Source organism: Streptomyces mexicanus, assembly GCF_902506575.1.
GTDB lineage: Bacteria > Actinomycetota > Actinomycetes > Streptomycetales > Streptomycetaceae > Streptomyces > Streptomyces mexicanus.
Genome location: NZ_LR732544.1, coordinates 2,199,501 through 2,210,209, shown reverse-complemented (window position 1 = coordinate 2,210,209; position 10,709 = coordinate 2,199,501). Strand labels below are relative to the sequence as shown.

The following is a 10,709-nucleotide window of genomic DNA, read 5'->3' as shown; positions in this document are numbered from 1 at the left end:
GGGGAACAGGGGACACGGGGGGGAGCACGAGGAAGCGCCGGTGCGCGGTGGCGGACGGGGGACGTGGCCACGACGCACCGGCGCTTTCGTGCGCTGCTTCGCGGCGCGGGCGCTCAGCGGGTGCCGCTCACCCGGCCCTGCAGCAGCCGGGACAAGGCGGCGTGGACGTCGTCCAGGGACCGCTCGGGCTGGAAGGACTTCCAGTCCAGGGCGGCCACCAGCACCATGCCGACCAGCGCGGCGGCGGTCAGCGGCACGTCGATCTCCTCGCTGAACTCGCCGTGCGCCACGCCCTCGCGCAGCACGCCCTCGACGACCGCGACCGCCTCCTGCCGGACCACCATGAGCGTGGACTGCCAGGCGCGGTTGGTGCGCCACAGCTCCGCCACGTACAGCTGGGTGAAGGCCGGGTAGCGGTCGATGAAGACCAGCCCGGCCCGGATCATCGCGTCCAGCGCGTCGACCCGGCCGCCGCCCCCGCGCACCGCGGACTCGGCGGCCTCGCGCAGGGAGGCGGTCAGCAGGCCCACGCCGTGCCGCAGCAGCTCCTCGAAGAGGACCGCCTTGCTCGCGAAGTTGTAGTAGACCGTGCCCTTGGCCACCCCGGCCCGCTCGGCGATCTCGTCCACGGTGGTGGCGGAGAAGCCCTGCTCGGCGATGAGCGTGACGGCCGCCTCGTAGAGCTTCTGCCGGGTGGCCTCGCGGCGGCCGCGGACGCCCGGCGTGGCGCTGCTGCTGTCCATGGCGTCGATTGTCACAGGCGCCGGCCGGCCGCCCCGCACCACGGGTCGGGCCGCCCTTGGCCACCCGAACCTTCGAGCGAGGCAAAGGCCCAGGTCAGAACGGATTGTCAGTGGCATACCTCACGATGGGCACATACGGCACTTGTGCCGTCACCCAGACGACAGGAGGTTCGTCATGGCCCACTCGTCCGCAGCAGCCGCCCGCCGGCGCCGCGCCACCGGCCCTGCCCCCTCACTGACCGGCCCGGCGAGCGACGTGCACCCCGTGCTGCGCCGGGCGACGGCCCCGCCCGCCGCCCTCGACCTGCTCGCCCAGGCCCGTGCCGGCCTGGACGAGGCCACCGCCCTGGACACCCCCAACGAGCGGTACGCCACGGCCCACCTCGCCGCCCTGCGCACCGCCGCCGCCGTGCTCGCCGCGCGCGGCCGCCCGGAGACCACGCCCCGGCGCCGGGCCCGGATCCGCAGTGCCTGGGAGGTGCTGCCCGAGATCGCGCCCGAACTGACCGAGTGGAGTGCGCTGTTCGCCTCCGGTGCCCGCCGGCGCGCCCTCGCGGGGGCCGGCGTCCAGGGCGCGGCCGGCCGGCGCGACGCCGACGACCTGATACGGGACGTGGCGATGTTCCTGCGCATCGTCGAGCGGATGCTGGTCCCGCAGCCGGTGCTGCCCCAGCCGCGCCAGGACGCGGCCGAGCCGGGCACCCGCCGGCCCGGCACCCCCCGTCCCGGCCACGGCCCGCGGCCCGGCCACGACCCCCGTCCCGGCAACGGTCCGCGGCCCACCGACGGGATGCCGGACGTGGGCTGAGCCGGGAGGCCCGGCGGCGGGCGCGCCGGGTGGCCGAGGCAATAGGGTGGAGGGCGCCTGAAGCCTCCCGCCTGCCGTCTTCCGGCCGGCGGAGGAGCCCGATCGCCCCGCCGTGCAAGAGGCGGTGCCGCCTCGAGGAGTCAACTGCAGTGTCCGACCCGATGCGCCCACCCGTCTCCCACCACTGCCCTCAGCCGACGTCGCAGCGCTCCGGTCCCTCCCGATCGCGGGCCTCCCTGCGTACCGCCGTGGTCTGGGAGGTCCTGCAGGACGCGCTGGACCAGAGGGTCAAGGCCACGGGCCGCGAGTCGCTGGACGTCCTCGACCCCGGTGGCGGCAGCGGCAACTTCGCCGTGCCCGTCGCCCGCCTCGGCCACCGGGTCACCGTCGTCGACCCCAGCCCCAACGCCCTGTTCGCCCTGGAGCGCCGTGCCGCCGAGGCCGGCGTGGCCGACCGGGTGCACGGTGTGCAGGGCGACGCCCACGGCCTGTTCGAGGTCATCGAGCGCGGCGGCTACGACGCCGTGCTCTGCCACGGGGTCCTGGAGTACGTCGACGATCCCGCCGAGGGCCTGCGCAACGCGGTGGCCGCCCTGCGGCCCGGGGGCGTGCTGAGCCTGCTGGCCGCCGGCCTCGGTGGCGCGGTGTTCGCCCGGGCCCTGGCCGGCCACTTCACCGAGGCCCGGCAGGCCCTCTCCGACCCCGAGGGGCGCTGGGGCGAGGGCGACCCGATGCCGCGCCGCTTCACCGCCGAGCAGCTCACCGCGCTCGCCGAGGGCGCGGGGCTGGCCGTGCGCGCCGTGCACGGCGTGCGGGTCTTCGCGGACCTGGTGCCCGGCGTGCTCGTGGACACCGAGCCCGGCGCGCTGGACGCCCTGCTGCGGCTGGAGGCGGCGGCGGCCGAGCTGCCGGCGTTCCACTCGGTGGCCACGCAGATCCACGTGCTCGGCGAGACGGGCGGCCCCACCGGCGCCTGAGCCGGAACGCGTGCTGTGCGGGCCGCCCGCGCGGCCTGGCATGGAGTGCGCCACAGGCCCCCCGCAGCGGGATTCCGGGCCGTATGATCGAGGCAGACCGTCCGGCATGACGGGTCCGCGGCCGGGGAATGGAAAGCCTCAGCGAGCCGGGTCCGCCGTGGCGGATCAGGTTGGCCAATTGGCGCAGAGGGGCGGGTTTCACGGGGGCGATTCCCTGCCTATCCTGAAGAGACCCCCCGGGTCGCCCCGGCGACTGCACGATGAGGAGGACTCCGTGCCGCTCTCGGAGCACGAGCAGCGCATGCTCGAGCAGATGGAGCGAGCGCTGTACGCCGAAGATCCCAAGTTCGCGTCGGCGCTCGAGGGAGCCGGGCTGCGCACGTACACCCGGCGGCGGGTCTACCAGGCGGTCGCGGGCTTCCTCGTCGGTATCGCGCTCCTCATGGCAGGTGTGATCGTCCCGTACTACTGGGTCAGCGTGGTGGGCTTCCTGGTGATGCTGGGGTGTGCGCTGCTGGCCGTCACCGGCTGGCGCAAGGCCCCCAAGCCGGGCGAGCACCCCGTAGGAGGGCCGCACGCCCGCCGTCCCGTCCGCCCCAAGCGCTCCATGATGGACCGCATCGAAGAGCGCTGGCAGCGCCGTCGCGACGAGCAGGGCCACTAGGGCCTGTCCGGCGAATCATGCCGCAGACGCGGGGCATGATGCGCCCCTCTGCGGCGTTGTCGTCACTCGCCGACGCTCCGCGTCGACTCCCTCCTCCGCCTTGCACAGGGACGCACCATGCCCCGCTCACCTGGGCAGATCAGTCGCCGTGAGTTGCCTGCGACTTGATCCGCCGGACAGGCCCTAGCGCGCGGAGCGCACCCACGGATCGTGCCGAGGGGCTGACCACCGGAGTGGTCAGCCCCTCGGCTGTGTCCGGCGTCTGTCCGGCGCGGGCCTGGCACCTGATCGGCGCCGGCCCGGCCGCCATGGCCCGGCCCGGCACGGCCCCGTCGAGGGCGGCCAGGCTGCCGTGGCCGCTCAGCCGCCCGGCGGGTCAGCCCGGCTGCCCCGTGTCGCGCGGTGTCAGCCCCCTCCCGCGGTGTCCGTCGTCCCGCCGCGTCGGCCCTCCTGGCGCCTGAAGTCTCCGGCCGCGTCAGCCCTCCTGCCGTGAGGGTCCGCGCGGGGACGGCCTGCGCAGTGTCGGGAGCAGAGCAGCCGCGCGGGACTTCGCAGCCGCCCACCGTGCGGAGAAGGCCCAGGCCAGTCGGGCGGCCGAGCGGGGAGCCAGGAGGGCCCGCAGTCGCGTGCGGCGGGAGGCGGTGGCGCGCAGGGCGTCGGTGACGCGGCGGACGTCCGCGGCGAGCCCCGCCACCGGCCGTGGCCGTGGCGCGTACAGGACCTGCTCCACGGCGTCGGCCAGCCGGTGCACCGACTCGGCGGCCACCGGGTCCAGGTGACCCAGGCGCACGATCCGCGCGGCCGTCCGGCGCGGCGTCTGCGACTCGTCCGGCAGGATCCCGAAGTCCCAGGCGGTGTCGGTCAGTTCCTGCCACACGGCCAGGGTGTGCGGTGCCGTGTCCCGCTCACCGCGCCCGTGCGCGCCGAGCCGGACCGACCGCAGCCGTCTGCGCCACAGCGGCGGCGACAGCGGCAGCCCCGGGCCCGCCAGACCGGCCAGCGTCCGCGCGGCGATCACGAAGGGCCGCGGCCCGTCCTCCTGGTGGCCGACCACGGCCTGGGCGGACGGGCTCGGGCACTCCTGCAGCCGCCGCATCCTCGGCGGGCAGCCGGTGGTCGCCGAGGGTGCCGCGCTCGGCGCCGTGCTCGCCTGCGGGGACGGCGCCGCCGGATTCGGCAGGGTGGTGCCGGGCGTCTCCGACTGGGTGTACGACGGCGTCGTGCCGCGGGTCGGAGTGGGCTCGAAGCGGGTCCAGCCCACGCCCTCGAAGTACAGCTCGGGCCAGGCGTGCGCGTCCTTCAGCCCGACCGTGATCGTGCCGTCGCCCTGCACCGATCCCGGGGCGAAACCGACCGCGACCCGGGCGGGGATGCCGAGCGTGCGGGCCATCGCGGCCATCGCGAAGGAGAAGTGGACGCAAAAGCCCCGCTTGTCCTTCAGGAACCGGGAGATCGCCTGGGGACCGCTGCCCACCTCCACCCGGGTGTCGTACTGGAAGCCGCCGTCGAGGGCGAACCAGTCCTGCAGCTTCACCGCCTGCTCGTAGTGGTTCGCCGCGCCCTCGGTGACCTGGCGCGCGGTGGCCGCGACGACGGCCGGCAGCGCCTTGGGCACCTTGGTGTACTCGCGCTTCAGCGCCGGCGCCGGGTCGGGCGCCGTGGCCAGCTGTTCCGCCGTCGGCTGCACCTGAAGGCTTGTGACCTGGTACGTCAGCCCGCGTGTGTTCTGCCCGTGGTCGCCGACCAGCGTCATGCCCACCGGTTCGTAGCGCCAGCTGCCCCGGATCCGCACACCGCTCGGCGGATACGGCATCGGCAGCCAGTCCTGGGCGTACCAGTCCGCCGCGGAGATCGTCGTGGTGATCTCCGTGCGCGGGACGTCGGCGGCCAGGCCGGCCGGGGCGGGCAGCGGGTCGGGCACGGCGACGATGTGCCGCTGGGACGGTTTCCAGGTGGTGCCGTCGAAGTCGTCCAGCGAGACGATCCGCACATACAGGTCGGAGGCGTCCTGGGAGTCGGTGCGCAGGCTCAGCACCGTACGGTCCTCGTCGACGTTCAGGCTGTCGCGCAGCGAGACCAACGGGTTCACCGCGGAGATGGTGCCGCCGTCCCCGTGGCCGCCGACGCCGGCTCCGGCGGGGTCCAGCAGCCCGCTTCGCATCCCCGGCAGGGCCAGCGGCACCACGAGGGCCACGCCCAGCGCGACCACGCCGATCCGGCGTCCGGTGCGCACCGGGGCCACCGCGCCGTCGCGCTCACCGCCGGGCGCTCTGGCCGCTCCGCTGAACACCCGCCCCCACTGCGAGAGCCGGTCGCGTCCCTCGGCCAGCAGCAGCATCAGGTAGCCGGCCGCCGCGACCAGGAACCACAGCCAGTCCGAGCCGCCGTTGGACAGCCCCGCCGCCACGGAGTACAGGGCCAGCAGCGGCAGCCCCGCCGGGGCCGCACTGCGCAGGGTCACCGCGACGGTGTCCACGATCAGCCCGATCAGCAGCACACCGCCGACCAGCAGCAGCCGGATCCCGTCGGTCAGCGGCGCCGGGGTGGTGTAGCGGCTGACGTCGTCCGCGCCCTGCCGTACCAGGTCGGCCAGATGGCGGAAGGCCTCCGGGCCGGGGACCAGCCCGGCCGCCGCCTGCTGCCGGGCGCACACCAGGGTCAGCAGCACCAGGGTGACCAGGACCTGCGCCGCCACGGTCAGCGGCCGGGCCAGCGGCACCCGCCGGGCCGCCGCGCCCCCCCCGGACTGCACCGCCAGCAGCAAGGCGGCCTGCACGATCCACGTCGCGGGGGAGACCAGCGGCAGCAGCGCGCACGCCGCCATCAGCGTGGCCGCCGCGGCACACAGCGCCAACCGGGTCCGCCCGCTCACAACCCCTCCTCCCACACACGCCACCGGCCCGCGCGACCTGCTCGGCTCACCGGGCCGACCGGCCCTGTCCGGCTCACCCGACCCGCCCAGCACGCCCGGCCCGCACGGCTCGTCCGACCCGTCAGGCCCGCCCAGATCACCAGGCCCGCCCGGCCGGCCCGGAGAGCCGTCGCGCCCGCCGTCCCGCTCATGGCCGCCCCTTCCCCGGATCCGCTGCGCCGCCCGCCGGGCGTGCGCTGTAGGCCGGCTCGCCCGTCGTGCCGCGGGCCGCGGTGCCCGCCGGGCCCGCATCCGGTGCGCCCGCCGTGGCGAAGCCCGTCCCGCCCGCCGCCACGGCGCCCGTACGCTCGTGGTCCGCCTGGCGCCAGACGTCGGCCAGTTCGGCGCCGCGCGGCACGCTCACGGCCGTCCAGCCCGCGTCCCGCAGCATCCGCAGCCGCTCCTCGGTGCCGTCCGCCGTGCCGGGCGCGCCGGCGGTCTCCCGCAGCCAGGCGTCGCTGTCCAGCACGAAGGCGACCGCGCCGCCGCTGCGCTGGCGCATCTTGGCCGCCACCGCGGCCTGCGCCTCGTCCAGGTCACCGAGGAAGGCCACGAGCAGGCCCTCGTTGCCGCCGCGCAGCACGTCGTAGGCGCGGGACAGGCCCGCCCCGTCGGAGTGGTCGATCACGGCGAGGGTGTCCATCATCAGCCCGGCCGCGTCCGCCGACTCCTGGCTCGCCCCCGCGAACCCGTCGCCGCCCTCGCCCGGCACCGAACTGCCGGTGTCGGTCAGCAGCCGCACCGAGAAACCCCGCTCCAGCATGTGCACCATGACCGAGGCGGCCCCCGACACGGCCCACTCGAAGGCCGAGTCGGGTCCGGCGCCGCGGAAGGCGACGGCCCGGGTGTCCAGCAGCACCGTGCAGCGGGCCCGCTGCGGCTGCTCCTCGCGGCGCACCATCAACTCGCCGTAGCGCGCGGTGGAACGCCAGTGCACGCGGCGCAGGTCGTCGCCGTAGCGGTAGCCGCGCGGGATCACGTCGTCCTCGCCCGCCAGCGCCAGCGAGCGCTGCCGCCCGTCGCCGTAGCCCTTGGCCTCGCCGCTCAGCCGCACCGGCGGCAGCGGCTCCACCCGCGGGATCACGGTGAGCGTGTCGAACGCCGAGAAGGAACGCGTCAGTTCGCACATCCCGAACGGATCGGACAGGCGCAGTTGCAGCGGGCCCAGCGGGTAGCGGCCGCGCAGGTCGGAGCGGACCCGGTAGGACACCTCGCGGCGGCCGCCCGGCTCGACCCGGTCCAGCACGAAGCGCGGCCGGGGCCCGAGCACGTACGGCACCCGGTCCTGGAGCATGAGCAGGCCGGTGGGCAGCCGGGAGACGTTGTCCATGCGCAGATGCACCCGGGCCTCGGCGCCGGCGGGCACCCGCGCGGGGGAGAGCCGGCGGCTGCCGGCGACCCGGTAGCGTGTGCGGTACAGCACGGCGGCGCACAGCAGCGGGAGGACCGCGAGCAGCAGCCCGACCCGCAGCAGGTCGGGCTGGCCGAGGACATAGGCGCACACGGCGGCCGCGATCCCCGCGGCCAGGAAGGAGCGTCCGCGGGTGGTCAGACCGGCCAGCGCGACACGGACGCCGCTCCTGTCGTCCCCCTCGTCCCCGCCCGCGCGGGCGACCCCCGCGTCGCTCATCACAGGCCCCGCGGCTGAGGCCGGCCGAACTGCGGTGTCCGGCCGCCCAGGCCGATGCCCCCGGCCTGCTGCGGTGCCGCGGGCACCGGGGTCTGCTGGACGATCTCCTGGACGACCTGCTCGGCCGTGCGCCGGTTGAGCTGGGCCTGCGCGGTGGGCAGCAGGCGGTGGGCCAGGACCGCGACGGCGAGGGCCTGCACGTCGTCCGGCAGCGCGTACTCCCGGCCGCTGAGGGCCGCGGATGCCTTCGCCGCGCGCAGCAGGTGCAGCGTCGCGCGCGGCGAGGCACCGAGTCTGAGGTCCGGGTGGGCGCGGGTGGCGGCGACCAGGTCCACCGCGTACCGCCGTACGGGCTCGGCGACGTGCACGCCGCGCACGGCCTCGATGAGCTTGACCACCTCGTGTGCGTGCGCGACCGGCTGCAGGTCGTCCAGCGGGCTGACCCCGCCGTGCACGTCCAGCATCCGCAGCTCGGCCTCCGGGTGCGGGTAGCCGATGGACACGCGGGCCATGAAGCGGTCGCGCTGGGCCTCGGGCAGCGGGTAGGTGCCCTCCATCTCCACCGGGTTCTGCGTGGCCACCACCATGAAGGGGATGGGCAGTTCGTAGGTCTGCCCGTCGATGGTGACCTGGCGCTCCTCCATCGATTCCAGCAGCGCGGACTGCGTCTTGGGCGAGGCGCGGTTGATCTCGTCGCCGATCACGATCTGCGCGAAGACGGCGCCGGGCTTGAACTCGAAGTCCCGGCGCTGCTGGTCCCAGATGGACACCCCGGTGATGTCCGAGGGCAGCAGGTCGGGCGTGAACTGGATACGCCGCACCGAGCAGTCGATGGACCGCGCCAGCGCCTTGGCGAGCATCGTCTTGCCCACCCCGGGGACGTCCTCGATCAGCAGGTGCCCCTCGGCGAGCAGCACGGTCAGCGCCAGCCGTACGACCTCGGGCTTGCCCTCGATCACTGCCTCCACCGAACTGCGCACCCGCTCCACGGTGGCGGTCAGATCGGTGAGATCGGCTCCGTCGTCATAGGTCGTCACCCGGCCCTCCTCGGCCCGTCCCCACGCCCATCGGCGAGCAGGGGATTCCCCAGCTTTTCCGGGCCGGTGCCCTGCTGTGCCACCGGCCCACCCCGAACACGGACACCACGCCGGAAAAGTTCCGCGTGAGGTCACACCCCGCATTCTTGCTGCCGTTACCGATTCGTGTCACTCGCCTGTGGACAACTGGCCGCCATCAGTCGGGTTTTACGACTTTTCGCTGGTGGTGTCCGGCGGGCTCCTGCCCCGCCCGGCCGGACCCCGATGCGGGCGGGAAAGAGTCGGACGCGGCGCCCGGTGCGGGCCGAAACGGGGCCGCGGCCCGTCCCCAGGCCGTCCGTTTGACCGTCCACCCGCCGTCCACTCGCCGTCCGCCGACGCGCCCTGACACGCGCGCCCTGACACGCGCGCCCTGACACGCGCGCCCCGGCACGCGCGGCGCCGCGCCCCGGGCCGGACGTCCCCGTCCGGGTCGGGGAACGCATCGGCGTGGCCCGCCTTCACCGCGACGAGCCGGCCGAGGACGGGGCCACCCGTCACGGCGTCCCGCGAGCCGGCGGCTGAAGATCGGAAGTCGTCATAGCCATGACGGTACAAGTGGGCCGCTCGGCGGGCCACCGTGGCCGCTCGTGACCGAGTCCGCACCCAGCGCGTACGCGCCCGTCCGGGTGAAAGCGTTCCGCCGGCCGGGTCACCGGGCACCCGGCCGGACGACGCGCAGGCCGGTTGATTGACCGGGCGACAGGGTGGACTAAAGTGACGCGAAGCGGGAGGCGTGGCCCTCCCTGCTGACCGCTTGACCCGGAGACCCCGCACACGCCGCTGAGGTCTCCCCACGTGCGCGGCGCGTACGTACGGCTCGGCCTCCACCCGCTCCCGGCCGGCTGACGCTTCGGGCGCCGGCAGGTCCTCGATGTCCGTGAGCGGCCCGGGGACCGGGCGGTGCGTGCGGGACGCGCCGGATCTGAGAGGGCCCCTTGAGCAACAGCCGACACGTCCCCGTGATGCTCCAGCGGTGCCTGGACCTGCTGGCGCCCGCCCTGCAGCGGCCGGGAGCGGTGGTCGTCGACTGCACGCTCGGCCTCGGCGGCCACAGCGAGGCGCTGCTCACCCGTTTCCCCGAGGCCCGCTTGGTCGCCCTCGACCGCGACAAGGAAGCGCTGCGGCTGGCCGGCGAGCGGCTGGCGCCCTTCGGTGACCGGGCGACCCTGGTGCACGCCGTCTACGACGAGCTGCCCGAGGTGCTGCGGCGGCTGGGCATCCCGCGCGCCCAGGGCGTCCTGTTCGACCTCGGGGTGTCCTCCATGCAGCTCGACGAGGCCGACCGCGGCTTCGCCTACGCCCAGGACGCCCCCCTGGACATGCGCATGGACCAGTCCACCGGCATCAGCGCCGCCGAGGTCCTCAACACCTACCCGGCCGGCGAACTGGTGCGCATCCTGCGCGCCTACGGCGAGGAGAAGCAGGCCAAGCGGATCGTGGCCGCCATCGTGCGCGAGCGCGAGAAGGAGCCGTTCACCACCAGCGCCCGGCTGGTGGAGCTGATCCGCGACGCGCTGCCGCAGGCCGCCAAGCGCACCGGCGGCAACCCGGCCAAGCGCACCTTCCAGGCGTTGCGCATCGAGGTCAACGGCGAACTCGCCGTGCTGGAGCGGGCGATCCCGGCCGCGGTCAAGGCGCTCGACGTCGGCGGTCGGATCGCCGTACTGTCGTACCACTCGCTCGAAGACCGCCTGGTCAAGCAGGTGTTCGCGGCCGGCGCCGCCACCACCGCGCCGCCCGGGCTGCCCGTCGTCCCCGAGCGCTACCAACCGCGGCTCAAGCTGCTCACGCGCGGTGCCGAACTTCCCACCGAGGAAGAGATCGCCGAGAACCGGCGCGCGGCACCGGCGAGGTTGCGCGGGGCCGAGCGCATCAGGGAGGACGTCGAGTGAGGCAG

Annotated in this window: 8 protein-coding genes; 4 read left to right on the top strand and 4 right to left on the bottom strand. The window is 75.1% G+C overall.

The genetic code is table 11. The features are described from left to right. Positions 1-113: 113 nt before the first annotated feature. Complete coding sequence (locus GV126_RS09900; RefSeq protein WP_159664505.1) at positions 114-743, bottom strand: TetR/AcrR family transcriptional regulator; 630 nt, start codon at positions 741-743, stop codon at positions 114-116. Between the two features lie 175 nt (positions 744-918). Between GV126_RS09900 and GV126_RS09895 the strand changes: the two genes are divergently transcribed. The 3 genes from GV126_RS09895 to GV126_RS09885 all read left to right on the top strand — a co-directional run bounded on the left by GV126_RS09895 (position 919) and on the right by GV126_RS09885 (position 3,192). Next, a complete protein-coding gene (locus tag GV126_RS09895) occupies positions 919-1,551 on the top strand; it encodes an SAV_6107 family HEPN domain-containing protein (RefSeq protein WP_236569937.1) in 633 nt (210 codons plus the stop codon). Between the two features lie 149 nt (positions 1,552-1,700). Further along, positions 1,701-2,528, top strand: a complete 828-nt coding sequence (locus GV126_RS09890; protein ID WP_201299822.1) for a methyltransferase — start codon at positions 1,701-1,703, stop codon at positions 2,526-2,528. A gap of 274 nt (positions 2,529-2,802) precedes the next feature. Continuing rightward, positions 2,803-3,192, top strand: a complete 390-nt coding sequence (locus tag GV126_RS09885; protein ID WP_159664503.1) for an SCO2097 family morphological protein — start codon at positions 2,803-2,805, stop codon at positions 3,190-3,192. A 475-nt stretch (positions 3,193-3,667) separates the two neighbouring features. Here GV126_RS09885 and GV126_RS09880 read toward each other — a convergent pair whose 3' ends face one another. From GV126_RS09880 to GV126_RS09870, 3 genes are all read right to left on the bottom strand, one after another. Then, the gene (locus tag GV126_RS09880; protein ID WP_159673488.1) at positions 3,668-6,016 is read right to left on the bottom strand and encodes a transglutaminase TgpA family protein; all 2,349 of its coding nucleotides are present in this window, start codon (positions 6,014-6,016) and stop codon (positions 3,668-3,670) included. A gap of 235 nt (positions 6,017-6,251) precedes the next feature. Further along, entirely contained in the window at positions 6,252-7,733 is a 1,482-nt protein-coding gene (locus GV126_RS09875) for a DUF58 domain-containing protein (RefSeq protein WP_159664501.1), read from the bottom strand. Next, positions 7,733-8,770: an AAA family ATPase gene (locus GV126_RS09870; RefSeq protein WP_159664499.1), complete on the bottom strand. Its 1,038-nt coding sequence runs from the start codon at positions 8,768-8,770 to the stop codon at positions 7,733-7,735. The genes GV126_RS09875 and GV126_RS09870 overlap by 1 nt, the downstream gene beginning before the upstream one ends. 977 nt (positions 8,771-9,747) lie before the next feature. Here GV126_RS09870 and rsmH point away from each other — a divergent pair. Then, positions 9,748-10,704, top strand: a complete 957-nt coding sequence (rsmH, locus tag GV126_RS09865; RefSeq protein ID WP_159664497.1) for a 16S rRNA (cytosine(1402)-N(4))-methyltransferase RsmH — start codon at positions 9,748-9,750, stop codon at positions 10,702-10,704. Positions 10,705-10,709: the final 5 nt, after the last annotated feature.